At 55.6% G+C, this 17,687-nt stretch carries 12 protein-coding genes; 6 read left to right on the plus strand and 6 right to left on the minus strand.

Annotated elements, in window-relative coordinates; genetic code table 11:
• Positions 1 to 51: 51 nt before the first annotated feature.
• From SV7mr_RS01930 to SV7mr_RS01945, 4 genes are all read right to left on the minus strand, one after another.
• Positions 52 to 1,833 (minus strand): FMN-binding protein, encoded by a 1,782-nt coding sequence (locus tag SV7mr_RS01930; RefSeq protein ID WP_145268712.1) that lies wholly within the window; start codon positions 1,831 to 1,833, stop codon positions 52 to 54.
• A gap of 73 nt (positions 1,834 to 1,906) precedes the next feature.
• Positions 1,907 to 2,599: a peptide chain release factor family protein gene (locus SV7mr_RS01935; RefSeq protein ID WP_145268714.1), complete on the minus strand. Its 693-nt coding sequence runs from the start codon at positions 2,597 to 2,599 to the stop codon at positions 1,907 to 1,909.
• Positions 2,600 to 2,614: 15 nt separating this feature from the next.
• A complete protein-coding gene (locus tag SV7mr_RS01940) occupies positions 2,615 to 3,862 on the minus strand; it encodes a Glu/Leu/Phe/Val family dehydrogenase (protein WP_145268716.1) in 1,248 nt (415 codons plus the stop codon).
• Between the two features lie 225 nt (positions 3,863 to 4,087).
• Positions 4,088 to 5,080 (minus strand): zinc dependent phospholipase C family protein, encoded by a 993-nt coding sequence (locus SV7mr_RS01945; protein ID WP_145268718.1) that lies wholly within the window; start codon positions 5,078 to 5,080, stop codon positions 4,088 to 4,090.
• Between the two features lie 464 nt (positions 5,081 to 5,544).
• Between SV7mr_RS01945 and SV7mr_RS01950 the strand changes: the two genes are divergently transcribed.
• The 4 genes from SV7mr_RS01950 (at position 5,545) to SV7mr_RS01965 (ending at position 10,869) form a co-directional block, all read left to right on the plus strand.
• A complete protein-coding gene (locus SV7mr_RS01950) occupies positions 5,545 to 6,084 on the plus strand; it encodes a DinB family protein (protein ID WP_419187981.1) in 540 nt (179 codons plus the stop codon).
• A gap of 173 nt (positions 6,085 to 6,257) precedes the next feature.
• On the plus strand, positions 6,258 to 9,290 hold the full coding sequence (locus SV7mr_RS01955; protein WP_145268720.1) for an exo-alpha-sialidase: 3,033 nt from the start codon (positions 6,258 to 6,260) through the stop codon (positions 9,288 to 9,290).
• 4 nt (positions 9,291 to 9,294) lie between these two features.
• A complete protein-coding gene (locus SV7mr_RS01960) occupies positions 9,295 to 10,164 on the plus strand; it encodes a hypothetical protein (protein ID WP_145268722.1) in 870 nt (289 codons plus the stop codon).
• Between the two features lie 42 nt (positions 10,165 to 10,206).
• On the plus strand, positions 10,207 to 10,869 hold the full coding sequence (locus SV7mr_RS01965; protein WP_145268724.1) for a hypothetical protein: 663 nt from the start codon (positions 10,207 to 10,209) through the stop codon (positions 10,867 to 10,869).
• Here SV7mr_RS01965 and SV7mr_RS01970 read toward each other — a convergent pair.
• A complete protein-coding gene (locus SV7mr_RS01970) occupies positions 10,829 to 11,773 on the minus strand; it encodes an IS110 family RNA-guided transposase (RefSeq protein ID WP_145268727.1) in 945 nt (314 codons plus the stop codon). The genes SV7mr_RS01965 and SV7mr_RS01970 overlap by 41 nt on opposite strands.
• A 292-nt stretch (positions 11,774 to 12,065) precedes the next feature.
• Here SV7mr_RS01970 and SV7mr_RS01975 point away from each other — a divergent pair, with 292 nt between their 5' ends.
• The gene (locus SV7mr_RS01975) at positions 12,066 to 12,353 is read left to right on the plus strand and encodes a hypothetical protein (protein WP_145268729.1); all 288 of its coding nucleotides are present in this window, start codon (positions 12,066 to 12,068) and stop codon (positions 12,351 to 12,353) included.
• Positions 12,354 to 12,537: 184 nt separating this feature from the next.
• Complete coding sequence (locus SV7mr_RS01980) at positions 12,538 to 16,302, plus strand: 3-keto-alpha-glucoside-1,2-lyase-like domain-containing protein (RefSeq protein WP_145268731.1); 3,765 nt, start codon at positions 12,538 to 12,540, stop codon at positions 16,300 to 16,302.
• A gap of 185 nt (positions 16,303 to 16,487) precedes the next feature.
• Here the strand turns inward: SV7mr_RS01980 and SV7mr_RS01985 are convergent, their stop codons facing one another.
• Positions 16,488 to 17,165: a transposase gene (locus SV7mr_RS01985; RefSeq protein WP_145268733.1), complete on the minus strand. Its 678-nt coding sequence runs from the start codon at positions 17,163 to 17,165 to the stop codon at positions 16,488 to 16,490.
• Positions 17,166 to 17,687: the final 522 nt, after the last annotated feature.

The raw sequence follows: 17,687 nt of genomic DNA on the forward strand, positions 1-17,687 counted from the left end.
TTGCCCAGTTAGACAGTAAGAGTGGTCACAGCGCGTCTGCAACAACGAATGTTAAATGCGAACGCAAATGGCTAGCACTAGCAGCGTGACGGCAGTCGCATCAGCCCATGTTAGTTTGTCACTTCTGGCGTTGCGACGCAAGTAATCCAGCATTCGACCTGTTGGGCACCCCAGTCGGCAGTAGGCCATCGGGATCTTCGCTGAAATCGCTAGCGTCACCAGTGCGAACACAATGGCGGTTATTGGAGCAATGCCAAGCAGGTAGGCATGAAACGGTTCCCAGCTGGAGAGGTCCGCCTGCGGTCTGAACAGCAGCATCACATAGGCCGCTGTCAGCGAACCACCAGGCAAAATGAGCAATGCTTTTTGTAGCCGTTTGGTCCGCTTGGCGGCGCTGTGTTGCTGAGCCTTGCTGGTGCGTTTTCGCTTGCGTCGTAAGAGCTGCTGGGCCGCCCCGTGTGGGCAGAGGTGATTGCAATAGGGATTGCTTTTGCCCAGCGGCGGAGACAGGATCGCGATGGCCACCACGGCGGCCAGGACTGGAGCGATTCGCCAAGGGATGCCACCCTGTGCCCAACCAGCAACCAACGCCAATGACACCAGGTTGCCCGCCCATAAACCGATCACTGCGATCACCGTCACAAGCCAGGTCCGGCGAAAGGCAGCATTGCGAAACCAGGAGAAATGCCGCAGCAACGGCAGGGCCAGGATCAACAGCAGGCAACACAGATCCGCCCAGCGCATCGTGTGCAGCCATGGCTGGATCACATCTTGCCAAGCTTTGGCGGTCCAGGGGCGTGATTGTTTTGCCGCGTGTTGGATCGCGGCTTGTTTTTCCAGTTGCCATTTTCGGACGCTGCGCACCAAGGTTTCCGCCACCGCCAGGCTGGTCATCGTCGCTCCGGAAACGCCTTCGACACCCGCTTCTTGCAGGTCGAATGTGGCTAGTTCTGAAAGCGTCTTGCCTTTGAAGATCGCCCAGAAACCGTACTCCGTTCGGCAGTATCGCACATAGGGTTCGTTGTCGTAGGAGGTCAAGATTTGCAGCTGGCTGATCTTGGCGGGTTCGCCGTCCGTACTGGCTGGCAACCACAGCAGTACATCGGTGGGGCCCTGATAGCCGGCGACATCATCGGCAAAGTCAGCTGTTCGCAGTAAACGACCAATCGTCTGTCCCTGTTTGTCGTCGACACGGTACAGCAGGTCTTCTTTGGCAATGGAGTTGGCTTCAGCAAAGTACGTTTGGACGGTTCCCAGTAACAGTGGTTCCTGGAAAATCAGTGACTCGCGTTGGCCACCGATCCGTTGCAAGATCCCTTCGCTAATCGCCATCGACGTCAGCGTTGCCCCTGAAACAGCATCGATTGATTGATCGCTTGGCGGGCCCGACCATGTCCAGTTTTGAAACTGAGTAAAGAAGTCAGCATCCTGACGAACGGCTTCCACGTGCTCCACTGTATCGTCGCTGCTCAACAGCGCCACGCCCAGCATCATGTCATTGGTGTCAAGCACCAGTAGACTGTTGCTTGGTCCGCGATAGCCGACGGCATCCGCTGCTTGGGGGAGCGTTGTGCCTGCTCGGCCGAGCAGTTTCCCCTGGGCATCATAAAAGGGCCAGAATCCATTGGAGTCGCTTTGCGGGCCGATCGCGTCGGCTCCGCTGGCGATCGCTTGGATGGCCTTCAGCGGAGGCGCCAAGATCTCAGTGGAATCGGAACCCTGCGAAAGCGTTCGTTGTTGGACGGGGCTGGGCAGCAGCAACAGCAAGCTGGCAACCAGTGCCAAGCGTAACCCATGAATCAGTGCAGCAAGTTTTCGACGAGGCGGTGCCATATCCGAAGGAGACTCGATTCTCTAGCAAGGCGTTCAGCGGACGCAAGGCAAACGAGTTGCGTTGCTGGATGCGTCAGTGAAGTGGTGGGCGAGCATGGTGCCGGCGTATTTGATTGATCCATTGCAGCGCTGGAGCATAAGATCGGATCAATTTTGTGATCTGACTGGTCGATGCCTTCCATGGCTTGCACAGTAGGCTGGGTTGGCCACCGGCGACCCAGAGGTCATTGAGCAGCAAAGCCAAAACAGCCGGTCGGTCTGGATTGCGCTCTCCGAGTCGCAGATCGGCTCGATGATACTTCGCTCGCAAATCAGTTTCCAATGTTGGGGGCGAAAACGTCAAGGGTGCTTCCGGCCGATGGGCAGCCGAAGAGGCTTGCTCGCCAGGCATGACCATTGGGACGATTGGGCTGGCAGTGCGCACGGAAACTGCCATCACGAATCGTAATCGCTGCAGCGCAACCTCTCGGTTTTTCACTTGACTGCGTCGCTCGGTCGCTTCGGCACCGACATCGGTTGGGCGATGAACCAGAAAGACGCCGCTGCTGGTTTTGTTGCGATGCTGTCCGCCCGGTCCACTGCGGCGCTGGGCGCGGAACTCGCACTGCTGGTTCAATTCGTTTGTGCTTAACAAGCTGGGATGCGTGTCTTGGAACAAGCGGCACTCAAGCCGTTCTGATTCAGCAGGAAATTGCGCCTCCCCACGCTGTGCTTCGCGGCTTTGTGCTGCGCCACTTTCCGCGGAGCGATCGGTGCGTTTGGCCATGGGCGGTGCGTTTTCCTAGACGGACGTCATGCCGGCGAGCTTGGACGCGTTCAAGACCCGTCCGATGCCCAGGTAGTAAGCAGCGGTTCGCAAGGAAACATTCTTCGACTGCGCGACTTGCCAAACTTGTTCAAAGGAATTTGACAGTGTGTGGTCAAGTTCTTGACGCACGCGATCAAGCGTCCAGCGGTAGTGTTGGCGATTCTGTACCCATTCAAAGTAACTCACCGTCACACCGCCCGCGTTGGCTAAAATGTCTGGCAAGACCGTCACGCCACGCTCATTCAATTGATCATCGGCGTCGGGCTCAATCGGTTCATTGGCGGCTTCAATGATGACCTTCGCTGAAATGTGATCCACATTGGACGCGTTGATCACACCACCCAGAGCGGCTGGGATCAGGATGTCGATCTCAGGCAGCGTTAGCAAGTCATCCACTGGCAGCACTTCGCAGCGATTGAAACCGTGCAAGGTTCCGTCCGGATTGTTTAGCTTGTGGTGCAAGACAGCTCCCATGTCCAGCCCCTCTGGATCATAATAGGTTCCCGTCATGTCGCTTAGGGCAATGATGGTGAACATCGATTCATGCAGAAACTTGGCGGCATGTGAACCGACATTGCCAAAGCCTTGAATCGCGACCTTGGTGTCAGCAGGCTTCATGCCCAGGCGATTGCAGGTCTTGATGGTCAGCGTGCCCACGCCGCGGCCGGTGGCTTCTTCACGGCCGACGGCGCCGTATTCTTCGACCGGTTTGCCGGTGATCACCGCTGGATGAAAGCCGTGGTACTTTTCCCATTGGTTACGGAACCAGGACATGACCAGATGATCGGTGCCCATGTCGGGAGCTGGGATATCGGTGTCAGGGCCAACGATGTCATGAATCTGGTCCACAAAGGCTCGCGTCAAGTGTTCCAGTTCACGAGTGCTGAGCTGTTTGGGGTCCACGCCGATGCCGCCTTTGGCGCCGCCATAGGGAAGGTTGGCGACGGCGGTTTTCCAAGTCATCAGGCTAGCCAGTGACCGGGTTTCATCCAAATCGACTTCGGGATGGAATCGCAGACCGCCCTTCATGGGACCACGGCTCTTGTTGTGCTGGACACGAAAGCCAACAAACGTGCCCAGTGAACCGTCATCGCGTTCGATCGTCACTTGGACTTGGATCTCACGACGAGGCATCAGCAGCGCCTGGCGCATGTGGTCGTCGATTTCTAACAAGTCGGCGGCGCGATGAAAGTACTTGCTGGTCGATTCAAAGGCTTTCATGACTTCACTCGGGCATTCATGGTTGGTGATGATGGATCAATCGCAGGAGCCTGACTGCGGACGGGCAGGGTGCAGCATCGCCAGATAAGGTGCCTTCATGCTGCATTGAAGGTTCCCTTGCGCACCATTCATCATAGGTTCTTCGGCAAGTTGTTGTCGTCGTCGGGAGCGATTGGCGCGAAGATTTCCTGCGGGTTCGCACTCGGTCGATCTGGCGAAGCGTCGCTAAGCGGCGACGGGCTGATCAGAGAGCTGGAAACGAACGGCGCTTCGACGTTTGGGGGCTTGCCCGCGCTGCTGTTCTTGCTGATAGATCGCGATCACACGGCGCTTGACGTCGACCTCTTCTGGCAACCACTGAGTCACAGTTCCCGTACGATAGTATTCCTGTTTCAGTTCGTTGACTTGGTACTGGTTGAAGCGACTTTGAAACAGGTTCTTGGCCGCGATCCAAGGCGTCTTGCTCAGGGCACTGAAGTATCCGCGATGGAACGCCGTCGGCTTGACGGCGTGGCCGGCGATCGCTTGAGCGTCCGCGGTGGCACGCTCCAAAACTTGGCTGAGCGTCGTCAGGGCCAGTGAGAAAAGCTCGGCTAGCAAATCCATGCTGGTCGACGTTAAGCCTGCGGTGGGTGATTGCGGTCCGTCGTCGAACACGTAATGGTCCATCAGGTCGTCGCAGCGCTCATGCGCAAATTCGGCACCCGCCAGCATGCAACCGCCCAGCCAGCCAACCTGTGTGGAAAGATCAAGATGAATGCTGAAGTCCCCACGCTGGCAACGCTGATAAATCTTGCCGTAGTGCTTTCGGATGCTACTTTCCAGCGGCAGGTGAACGAGCGCTTCGCGATCGTTGCTGACGGTGTGCAACGGCTGTAACACATCGGTCAGATAATGGGAGAGGATCCCAAACGCATGCGCCGCATCGGCGTACTGTCGCATCGCGATGTAGGTCACCAAACGGTCGTACCATTGGTGTGCAACACGCGGTGCGCCGCCCCATGAGCCCTGATCAACGTGAATGTTGTGGTTATGAAAGTCACGGAATCGTTGGTCCGGATCGACCGCGCCGCGTAACAAGCGACGGTGATGCTGTAGAAACCAGCACGCTAGGTTTTTCGCCTGGGGCGTCTGGACCAGCGGCAAGCAATCCAGCGCAAAGCGATGATGCGTGCTGGTGCAATGAGTGTTTCGAATCAGTGAATAAAGTTTGTTCATCGGCCACATCGATTCATCAGCGCAAGATCGAAACGCTACCGTACGCCTTGAGGCTCTGCGGCCACAAGAGCGAAAGCAAGGCTTGAGCGATTCACACGCGAGATTCCCTTGGCAATCCGCCCTGGATTGGCGGTTCAGGGCCCTGGAGGAGCATTTCTGGTACGAGCAGCACAGGCACATGCTCAGCGGCGGGAAGTTCTGTGCCTCTCAGCTCAGTGGCTCTGAGACACAGCGGCTCTGAGACACAGCGGCTCTGAGACACAGCGGCTCTGAGACACAGCGGCTCTGAGACACAGCGGCCTGAGACACAGCGGCCTGAGACACAGCGACTTTAGCGTTCAGCGGCTTTACTGCTGACCACGCGGCGCGTTAGGCTTTAGCAGCGGCTGTCGCAGGCCGCCTCTAGAACACCGGATTTGCCATCCGGTTCGGTTGACTCGTTTGAAATCATTTTGGAGCACGCCTTGACAGACAATAGCAATTCACAGCTGATCGGACCGATGATCATCGCTTCTGCGGAAGTGGGCGTCGGGTATGCAAAACGATTACTCGAAGGGGTGACCGAGCAGAACTTTGCTCGCTGGGCATCGGTGGGTGGGCAGGCGGTGCAGTCGAATCATCCCTGCTTTGTGCTGGGGCACCTGAGTCTGTATGCGCCGCGCGTTGTCAAGGAACTGGGCGGTGATGCAGCGGGGATTGAGCCGAGTGACAAGTACGTCGAGCTCTTTGGCAAAGATTCGCAGTGTCAGGATGATGTTGACGGCAGCCTGTATCCGCCCATGCAAGAGGTCGTCGATGCCTTTTTTGGTGCTCACCAGCGAGCGATCGAGACGTTGGCAACGGCCAAGGACGAGCAGTTCGGTCAACCCAATCCCAACGAGGCGATGGCCGCACGCTTTCCCACCATTGCGGCGATGCACTCGTTTTATCTCAGTGGCCATGTGATGATTCACATCGGTCAGTTTAGTGCCTGGCGCCGCATGCAAGGCTTGTCACCGGCTTAAGCTGCCCAGCAATCGCTTCCAGCGACTTGATTCAAGCTTGTCGCTCCATGCAGCTCAGCGCACCGATCAAAGCGTCTCGCGAATCCCGGCAGTCGGCCTCTGCGTGCATCATTCCCACGCATGGGCTATCATGGGGGCTCCTCCCGCCTTCTTCCTTCCGCGATTCGCAACCGATGATCAACCTTCTCTCCCGCTGCGCCTGTTGCTCATTAGCAGCGCTGGCTTTCAGTGCGTTTGTCTCCGCCCAGAGTGCAACGTCGACGACTTCTCAGGGGCTTGCAAAACAGAGCGAGTCTGAATCGGGCACGCTTGAGCCGCTGCCGTATAACGATGAAGACTTGGTCGTTGACCTAGGCGTCGGCCTGTGGGCTTGGCCCTTGCCCATGGACTATGACGGGGACGGCGACATGGATCTGTTGGTGTCCTGTCCCGATAAGCCGTCCAATGGCGTTTACTACTTTGAAAATGCCAGTAACGATCCCAAGGTCAAGCTGCCCGTGTTTCGGCCTGCGGTACGGTTGGGGAAAACCGGTCACAACATGCAAGTCAGTTACGTTGCCGGGCAACCACGTCTCTTGCGTGAAGGATTTGAAATCGTACGAGACGATTCGGGGCGATTTGATTTTGATCAACCCCAGCGCATTTATCCCAAAAGCAACGTGCATTCGAATCGTGTCCGCGGCAACATGTGGCGGTACGTTGACTTTGATGGTGACGGCGACCAAGACTTGATCGTCGGAGCTGGAGACTGGACGGAATATGGCTGGGACAATGCTTATGATTCTCGTGGACGCTGGCATAACGGCCCACTGCACGGTTACGTCTACTTGATTAGCAATCAGGGTTCCGACGAACAACCCAAGTACTCCGACAAACCGGTCAAGCTGCATGCAGGTGGTGCCGCGATTGATGTGTATGGCTGGCCGTCACCAAACTTTGTTGACTTTGATAGCGATGGAGACTTGGATTTATTGTGTGGCGAATTCTTGGATGGCTTCACTTACTTTCAAAACGTTGGCACTCGCAGGGAACCGGAATACGCCGCTGGTCAAAAACTGAATGATGTCAGCGGTCATCCGCTGCAAATGCACCTGCAGATGATTACGCCGACGGCTCTTGACTGGGACAAAGATGGGGACGTGGATCTGATCGTAGGTGATGAAGATGGACGTGTTGCGCTGGTTGAAAATACGGGCACTCTGCGTGACGCTCAGCCTGTGTTCTTGCCGCCCAAGTATTTTCAACAGCAAGCGGACACGCTGAAATTCGGAGCTCTGGCAACACCGTTTGCCTACGACTGGGATCACGACGGCGACGAAGACATTCTGTGTGGAAACACAGCTGGCAACATTGGCTACTTTGAAAACTTGGGGACACAAGCAGGGGGGACACCACGCTGGGCAGCCTGCCAGTTGATTGAAACGAAAGTTCATCCCGATGCGATGGCAAAGCCATTTCGTGTGATGGCCGGTCCTAGCGGTTCGATTCAAGGTCCCTGCGAAGCCAAGTGGGGTTACACCACACTGTCGGTCGCGGATTGGGATCAGGATGGTGACGCGGACATCGTTTACAACTCGATCCTTTCCAAAGTTCAGTGGCTGCGAAACGAAAACGGCCAACTGTACGAATCCGACCTCACCCGCACGCCTTCTGAGATGCCGCCAGCGTGGTACTGGTGGCAAACGAAAACACCCGCCTCGATCACGCAGTGGCGAACGACTCCGGTGGCGATTGACTTTGACGGCGATGATCAGCTGGATTTGCTGATGTTGGATCAGGAAGGTTATCTGACCTTGCGAAGCAATCTGGGGTTGGCCAAACGCCTCTTCATTGACGCCAATGGAAATCCCATTCGTTTGAACCAGCGTTCCTGTGGCGGATCAGGACGCTATAAGCTTGCCGTGGTGGACTGGGACGGTGATGGCCGATTGGATGTCTTGGTCAATTCCGAAAACGCGGCTTGGTATCGCAATTGCCTGGATCATGAAGGTCGAATTGTTCTGAAGAAAGTTGGCAACCTGGCCAAACGCAACGTGGCCGGTCACACGTCCAGCCCGGCTGTTTGTGATTTCGACAACGACGGCAAGCCTGACTTGTTGGTGGGGGCTGAAAATGGACGCATTTATCACATTCGCCATCAAGACTGTGTCCAGTTCTCTGAAGCACAGCGCTCCGTCACGCTGAATCTTCAACCCCCTCAGCCGCGCATGCCTGGCTTGATCAGTGAGCAGTTTGTGTTTAACAAACCGCCGACGCCTCAGTGCCATGCTTCGACGGTCGTGCAAACGACGCGTGGGCTGGTCGCCGCCTGGTTTGCAGGCACTCGGGAAAAGAACAAAGACGTTGGCATCTGGGTGAGCTATCACGACGGCAGTCGCTGGTCAGCGCCGCGTGAAGTGGCCAATGGCGTTCAGCATGACGGCCTGCGCTATCCCTGCTGGAATCCCGTTTTGCATCAGACACCGGGCAGCGGTCCCCTGTTGCTGTTTTTTAAAGTGGGGCCCAATCCCGCCGCGTGGTGGGGCGAAATGATGATCAGCGACGACGGTGGGCGAACCTTTGGCCAGCGCCAACGTCTGCCTGAAGGGATCGATGGTCCCGTGCGCTGCAAGTCGATCGTGACCCGCGATGGAGGATTGCTTTGCGGCAGCTCGACGGAGTTCGATGGATGGCGCGTGCACTTTGAAAAAGTTGACCTGCAAGATGGCAAGCCAACCGCTTCGTGGCAGCGCATTGGTCCGATCAATGATGCTTCCAAGTTCAATGCCATTCAGCCCACGTTTCTGCGCCATCAAGACGGTTCCTTGCAAGCGCTCTGCCGCACCAAAGAAAGCGTCATCGCCAGCACACGCAGCCAAGATGGCGGTCAGACTTGGTCGCCATTGATTGCCACCGATTTGCCCAATCCGAATTCAGGAATCGATGCCGTCAGCCTAGCGGATGGTCGGCATTTACTGATCTACAACCACTTGGATAGCGGGAAAGGCCAGTGGGGCCCGCGTGGTCAATTGAATCTTGCCATCAGTCGCGACGGCGACCACTGGACGCCAGTGGGAGTCCTCGAGCAAGAGGCCAAAGCCGAATTCAGTTATCCGGCGATGATTCAAACCGCCGATGGTTTGATTCACGCCACGTACACTTGGAAACGCCAAAAGATCAAGCACGTGGTCATCGACCCGGCAAAGTTGCAACCGATTAAAGACTAGACACATGAAGTTTTCCATACGCACGTTGCTTGTTTTGACCCTGGCCGTCGCCGTTGCGATTGCCTTGGTGATGAAGCTGTATCAATCCCGTGTGCAGCAGGAGAGACTGTTAGCCCGTCAGGCACAGTTGCAATCGCTGCAGGCTGAGTTGCAAGCTGTCAGCGGATCAAGCGAAATGCGGCAAGCGATGGCGGATCAACAGGCGATGTATCAGCGCGCCCGGCAAGATGCGTTGGATCACTTTGCCATCCTGCAAGCACGCGACAGCAAGATTGAAGATCGTGGGCCGGGGGTGGTCTCACTGCGCAGCGTGCCCGAGATCACCGGTCTTGGTGAAGGCAACCGGACCAGTTTTCGAGTTCGAATCCCGGCCGACCGCCAGGTCTGGCTTAAGTATGTGGCTGCACCCGATCCGCCGAGTGCGACCACCGAACGATTGGACGAACTGGCAATCGAATCCTTGCAGCCCCAGCCCATGGAATCAAGTTCGGGCGGGGAGCCTTCCGGCTTTCAGCATCCAGGTGGCTACGCCTTTCCATTGCCGACCGGAGAGCACGTTCTGACGGTCACCTCCAACCGTGTCGAGTCTGATGATGATGAGGGAGAGACGGTCCACGAATTTCGGATTCAGTTCGGCGATCAAGTCTTGTTGCAGTCCTCGCATCGTAGCAGCGGCACATCGGCCTTCGGCACGGTCGCGTTAGGGAGTTCTCGGCAGAGCGACTATCAACCTGGCAAAACACCTCACCGACTGCTGCGTCTCCGATTCAATCGGTCGCAAGGCAGTGGGCCGCCGGTTGCTCATCTCTGGCTGGGTGAACAATCGAGCGATTTGCCTGCTTTTCCGGGACTGGCCGGCCAACCCTTGCAGTAACCGGTTCACCATTGATCCCTCTCCTTTGCCAAGTCATCCTGCATGAGCGATTCAGAACTAAACATTGAAGTCAACGCTGACAAAACCGTTCCTCACGCCGGTTCGTTGTGGCTCACGCTGACCATGCTTGTGTTGTCCGTCATCATGCTGGTGATGCTCATGATGGCCGCGCGTGATGCACAGCGGTTGCGACAGCGTGAAGCCGACGTTCACCAGCGATGCGAGCAGGTCCAGTTGGCGCTTGATGAGCACAAAGTAGCCTTTAAACGGATCGAAGACGCACGTCATGACATCTTGCAAGTGATGGGAAAGGTGAGAGCTGTCGGCGACGTCCCGGTTCTTGATGCACCACTGCTGGTCGCGACCGCAACCAGCGATCAAGCCTTAGTCATTCATGTCCCTGATTTGCCAGAGACTTCTGTCGAGGTCATCGTGGATGCCAGCTGGAAGCCGCGGAAAACCAAATCGAGCGACGGGACTTCTGAAGAACAAAACGACACTGCAGACACCGGCAAAATCCCGCCGGGTCAACAGCAGTGGATTGTCAAGTTAGCTCCTGGCCAACGTTATCTCTTAAAGTCCAAGTGGAAACAGTCAGAGGAGACGACGATTGCCTGGACAATTCAGTCATCAGATCCCGAGGCGGAAGCGGCTGTGTTAGATGTCAAGCGTTTTGTGGATTTTCCCATGCTGTATTTGTTTTGACCATTGTGTTGAGTGTGATGAGGATTTTGCGCATGCATGCGGTAATAACGACCTTTGGAGGCTTGCCTTGTTCGGCCAGTCTCTTGGAAAAGGCTGCGATCGCTGGGTTGTATCGGCGAGCACTCAGTGCGGCCATGTAGAGCGCCGATCGCACTGATCCACGGCCTCCAAAAATCGAACGCTTGCCTCGCATCTGCCCGCTGTCCCGGTTGAACGGTGCTAGTCCAACGAGCGAGGCGATTTCCTGTCGGTTCAGGTCGCCAAGCTCTGGTAACTCTGCAATGATCGTTGCTGATGTCACATCGCCGATACCAGGCATCGTCCCAAGTAATTCGGCGCGATGCTTCCAGTCATCATCAGACTGCACAAGCTTTTGGATCTCACGATCAATCATTTTGATGTCCTTGTTGATTGCATCGAGAACGCGCTGAATGCTCTTGCGAACCGCTCCGGACACGGCTTGTCCCTGTCGGTTCTTCTCGGCAGTTCTGGTGCCGATCAACTGTCTTCTTCGAGTCACAAGCTGATCCAATTCACCCTGCAATTGCTTGGTTTTGGCGACGGCTCGAGGCCTCGTCAATTTCCCAAACAGTGCGATGATGCGTGCGTCGATCTTGTCAGTCTTTGCCAATTTTCCAATCGCTTTGGCAAAGTCTCTCACTTGTCTCGGATTGACCACAGAGACAACATGGCCGGCTTCAACAAGTCGCACAGCGAGTGGACGTTCGTAGTTGCCAGTGGCCTCAATTACGATCAGGCAAGACTTCGCTTCTGGCAACAAATCCACTAGCTCATCAATTCCCTTTGGATCATTGGGAACGACAGTTGTCGTGGCTTGTTCATCAAACGCGAGATCAAGCTTGGCTTTTGAGACATCGATTCCGATAAAGTGTTGAAAACTCATCTTGGATGTATCCCTTCCTTGCAAATGCGAGCTCGAGAGCTTGTCTCGGCTCAGGCGGCTGTTCGGGCTATTTACCAAAGGCCGACGACGATCCAGCTCCCGCACAGTATCTGCGTTGCAGCACTCGAGGGTCAACGATCTGCCGTCGGCCGCAGTTGCTTTAGCCTCTTCGCTACGCTCAGAGGCTAAAGCAACTGCATCTGTAGTGTCCAACGAAACACCACTAGGATGTAACATACAAGGGGTGTCGCACGAACTTCCAATTCCCAAAGTGCGTTACAGCAGTTGGTCGGTGAGTAATGAAAACTATCTGTCTTACCCGAATGCAATCAATCGCGTCACCCTTGCTCGCAGTCAGCCTGCCAATACCTTGCCGCCGAATCAGACCACGCGGTTAGTTGACTGGGGGCAGACAGGGAAACGCAAGGGAGACGATCAACTGGTTCAAGTTCGCACCACGGTCTCGTTGCGCTGTGCCGGTCCGCCGAAAATGTACGCCGGTCACGCAACGTTTTTCTCCAAGCCCGGTATCGAATTGCGATACGACAAAGAGGGCTTGTTTGATGTGATCGAAAGGTAAGCGTGTCGGGGACGTAGCGAGCTGTTTGGCGAGCTGTGTTGGCAGGGGGTGCACCGGCGATCAGCCAACCCTGCGATAGCGCGATTCTATTGCTTGGCCATCATTGATATGCTATTTCAGTGATTTCATGACCTGATGGTTTTCTCCCTCCTGCCTTCCCCCCCCACTTGCTTAGGGATTCTTAATGCCCCTCCGTTTCCTTCGTGGCATCGCGTTGGCGATTGCCTGCACGGCGCTGCTGTTGTCGACGCTTTCCGTCAATGCTGACGACTCTGCCTCGTTCCAAATTCTCTTTAATGGCAAGAACCTCGAAGGCTGGAAAGGCCTGCCAGGCCTGTGGTCTGTCGAAGACGGTGCCATCACCGGACAAACCACGGACAATGAGCCGATCAAAGCCAACACTTTCTTGGTCTGGCAAGGCGGAGACGTTAGTGACTTTGAATTTCGCTGCTTGGTTCGATTCGAAGGCAACAACTCCGGAGTTCAGTATCGCAGTGAATTGACCGATCCCGATGGTTTGGCACTCAAAGGCTATCAGGCTGACTTGCATCCACGCGCCGACTACATGGGCATGATGTACGGCGAAAAAACGGGACGTGGCATCATCGCTACCGGTGGCCAGCAAGTGGTGATTTCTGCTGATGGCAAAAAACAAGTCACGCCGATTAACGCTGATCACAATGCACCGACGGAGCGCTGGAATGAATTGCGTATCATTGCCGTTGGCAATCGTTTGGTCCATCAAATCAATGGCGTCACCACCACTGATCTCACCGACAATCATCCCGAAGCCTTCGCGACGGGCCTCTTGGGACTGCAGCTTCACCGTGGACCGGCGATGAAAGTCCAGTTCCGCAACCTATTGTATCGGAAGCTCACGGCTGACCAGGGCGGGGAACTTCTCGATTCGTTGGCAGCCCCGACCGCTGCGGCTGAGACGAACGACGAAGCAACGGTGAAACCCAGCAAACAACCGCTGGAAACCTGGCTGCGATCCGCACCGCAACCACAATGGGTTTGGGCCAAACGTGCTGGCAGCAATCAAAAGGTCTGGTTTCGACGCGCGTTTACCGCCAAGGCGAATATCAAATCAGCGCGTCTTTATGCAACCTGCGATAACCGTTTGCAACTGTTTCTCAATGGCAAGTTGATTGAAAAGAGCAGTCGTTGGGAACAAGCCACCGCACTGGATGTGACGAAGGCCGTTCGCAGCGGGCAAAATCTAATTGCTTGTGAATGCCAAAATGATGGCGGCATTGCAGCGCTGATTGCAAAAGTGACTATCACCTACGCGGATGGATCCGAACAACAGGTTGCCACCGATAGCACGTGGAAACAAACTGAGAAACCTGTTGGTGACTGGAAACAAACTGGCACCGATGACAGCGATTGGTTGGCCGCAGTAAAAATCAATGCACTCGGTGAAGGCCCTTGGGGGATTCCTGGAACAGCGACCGGTGGCGGTGGCCAAAAAAACAATCTGATTCGCCCCTATGAAATCACTGCCCCACCTGGCTTCGAGGTCACCCAGGTCTACGAGGTTCCTCGCGATCAAGGCAGTTGGGTTTCTTTGGCATCCGACGACAAGGGACGCTTGTATGCTTGCGATCAAGGCGGTGCGGGACTCTATCGTCTGACGCTTCGCAAGGGCCAAGACGCTCTGGTTGAAAAGGTCTCTGTCGGTTCGTTGCAAACCATTTCTGGCGCACAAGGGTTGCTGTGGGATGACGGCGCTCTGTGGCTTCATCGCAACGGTGGTCACCTCTATCGACTCACGGATTCCGATGGCGATGACATGCTAGATAGCGCCCAGCAGTATCCTGGAACCCGTGGGGGCGGCGAACATGGCAATCACGCGGTGATCAAGACGCCTGATGGAAACGCCATTTATATGGTCGGTGGCAACATGGCTCCGCTGGCTGAACACCAACGTAGTCGTGTCCCCACTTGGTATGAAGGGCACTTGATCACTCGCATGTGGGACTCCAACGGTCACGCTCGAGGGCGACTGGCTCCCGGCGGTTGGATCACCCGTTTGGATCCTGAGACTAAGCAGCAAACCGTTTTAACCACCGGATTTCGCAATGAGTACGATGCGGCGCTGAACCGTTTCGGTGATCTGTTTGCTTATGACGCGGACATGGAATGGGACCTGGGATTGCCGTGGTATCGTCCCACGCGAATCTGTTTCGCAGCCAGTGGAGCCGATTACGGTTGGCGCAGCGGTTCAGGGAAGTGGCCCACTTATTATGAAGACACGTTGCCACCGGTGGTCGAGATCGGGCCCGGGTCACCGACGGGTGTGATCTCCGGCTTGGCAACCAGCTTTCCCACCAAGTATCGCGACGCTCTGTTCGCTTGCGACTGGACGTTTGGCACAATGTACGCCATCCATCTTCAGCCCGACGGGGCAGGCTACACGGGAACCGTTGAGCCATTCGTTTTTGGAGCTCCCTTGCCGCTAACCGATGCCACCGTTGGGACGGATGGCTGTTTGTACTTTGCTGTTGGTGGCCGTGGGACAGCATCGGGGGTCTATCGTGTTCGCTACGTTGGCGATCAATCCACTGACTTGCCAGCGGACCTTGATGCCGCTGCTGCAGCAGCACGTGAGCAACGTGAAAAGCTGGAACGCTTCCATGGGCTGGTCGACAATCAGGCGATCGCCGAAGCCTGGCCGCATCTCTCCAGCACCGATCGCTACATCCGCCATGCGGCACGCATTGCGGTTGAAAGTCAGCCGGTTGATTCGTGGGCCGCGAAAGTGGCTGATGAAACTGATCCGCAAAGCAAAATCACGGCAACCGTTGCTCTGGCTCGCCGTGGAAATGAGTCGCACAAGGATGCTGCCATCGCCGGCTTGCTGAAACTGCCTGCGAGCGAATTGACGCATGGACAGCTGCTGGGGTTGCTGCGCGGTTATGCGTTGATCTTCACCCAGCTTGGCGCGCCGAGCAACCCTCAGCGCCAGCAGGTGATCGATCAACTTGATGGGCTTCTGCCCAGTAAGCATGCTGATCAGAACCGCGAACTGATCCGTGTGCTGGCTTACTTGCGCAGTCCCACCGTGGCGGCAAAGGCCATGCAGTTGATCAATGATCGCGGGGCGCCCAGCGTCCCACCTTGGTCGGACTTAGCCAGCCGCAACGCATCTTATGGCGGTCGCATTCTCGACTTGATGAAGTCGCCGCCACCGTCGGATGAAATCATGTACGCGTACTTGATTCGCGAATTGCGTGATGGCTGGACGCAAGCACTGCGGCGCGATTACTTTACCTTTCTTAACGAAGCAGCAAAGACATCTGGTGGTGCCAGCTATGCAGGCTATTTGACGCGAATTCGCGACGAAGCTTTGGCGCTTTGCACCAGTGAGCAACGGGTCGCACTGAACGAAATCACCGGCGAAAATTTTGATCCCAAGCCTGATTTTGACATCGCTGAAATCAAAGGGCCTGGCCAGAGGTGGACCGTCGGTGCGGTCGCCAAAGAAATGCGTGGACCGAAGGACTTTGCGCAGGGACGATCCATGTTCTTTAGCGCCAAGTGTGCCGCCTGTCACCGGTTGCGATCTTACGGAGGCGCTATCGGACCTGACCTGACCAGCATTCCTAACAAGTTTGATCAGGACTATGTGATCGAAGCCATCGTGAATCCCAGCAAACATATCTCCGATCAGTACGGTTCCTCACGCGTGCTGACGATCGATGGCCAGATTCTTGAAGGCTTGGTGGTCAAGCAAGACAATGGTGACCTGGCCCTGTATCCCGTCGGCCAAGATGCGAAACCTGTCGCAATTCCTGCTGAGGATGTGGAATCGATCAGCGAAAGCAAGGTTTCTCAGATGCCAGCAGAATTGCTCGACACATTGAGTGCCGAAGAGGTGCGTGACCTGATCACTTACCTGATGTCCGCTGGTAATGAAAAAGATCGCCGCTGGACGAGCAAATAGGTCGCTGATGTCGCCCGGATGGCAGGCTGCCTGGCAGCAGCGATGCTTGTCAGGCAACAAAAAACCGGAACCGACCGCCGGTTGCTCATGGATGATCCATGAGCCTCTGGGCGTTCGTTCCGGTTCATGACTGTTAATAAACCGCCGCGTCAAAATGAGACCTGGCGGTTGAGATCCAAGTTCGGTTACTTGGCGCTCTTTGGTGGTCGGCCCATGGGATTAATCGTCGACCACAGATCGAATTTGTTGGCCATTCGCTTGCGCCATTTTGGATCACCGTACGGTCGGTCCCGTTTGACGCATGTCTGCAATTCGGCCAACTGATCGGGATCAAACTTCGCGTTGACTTTTGCCGTCCAACGTGGTGGCTTCTTAACGGGCCAAGGTGCCAAGAATTGTGGTTCCAGCTTGGGCTTTTGAACCGATAGGTACAGAGAACCATACTTGTAGTCCTCGGCCTTTTTGGATTTCTTGGCACGCAAGCCATTGCTTTCGACAAACCGGCACACGTCTAGAAAGTACTCGTTGTCTTGCACGATGAAGCTCTTAAAACGCGATTGATAGAGCTTGCCTTCGTCTTCGGTCTTATGGGTCACCAGATAACGCTGCGCGTGCGTGGCAGCCACAAAACGCATGAATTCGCCCATCTGGCGATCTTTCTTGGGACGCAGGACCAAGTGCCAATGGGTGGGCATCAAGCAGTACGCGTACATCTCAACAGGATAACGTTCTAGCCCTTCACCAAGTCGCTGAATAAAGACTTCGAAATCCTTCGCTTTGCGAAAGATCTTTTTTCCTTCGAAGCCTCGATTGAAGACGTGATAAATCAGACCAGCTTTGTCGAGTCGATTTCTGCGTGGCATTAGGTTCTCCGAGAAATGTTGTGTTCGTCAAAAAATGAAGAGTGATCCCAGCCCCTGAGCACTCAATCCCTTTGGGGGTATGATGGAAGACCATTCGGGTTTCGTGTTTGGCCTGCTCTTCCAGCAGGCCGAGCAAATCGAAAGGTCTTGGATAGTTCGCCGTCGAAATGACAAAACAATCGGAAATGGGTCAGAGCCTTAATCGTACTCAAATAAACAGTAATACAAGCTCAACTTAAGAAGTATTCAATGCAACATTCATGGATTGGCTGCGTAGTTCCCACAAAACAGACGTTCTAAAGGGGGTTTCCAAGCTAGCCCTGCCTGGATCGATTGCCTGTTGGACCATCAAGCTAACAAGGGGGACAGAATGGTGGGTGGGCCTTCGGTGCTCTTGCTAGTGGGTTGTCTGCCGTAAGGAGCGCGTTGGCGTCGTGGTTCTGTCCCGTTACCCGTCACTGTCCCGGTCCCCGTTGTTGCTCTCACAGAACCCGTCACCATTCTCAATCGCGAGCAGGTGTT

This window comes from Stieleria bergensis (genome assembly GCA_007745635.1).
GTDB classification, from domain to species: Bacteria; Planctomycetota; Planctomycetia; order Pirellulales; family Pirellulaceae; genus Stieleria; species Stieleria bergensis.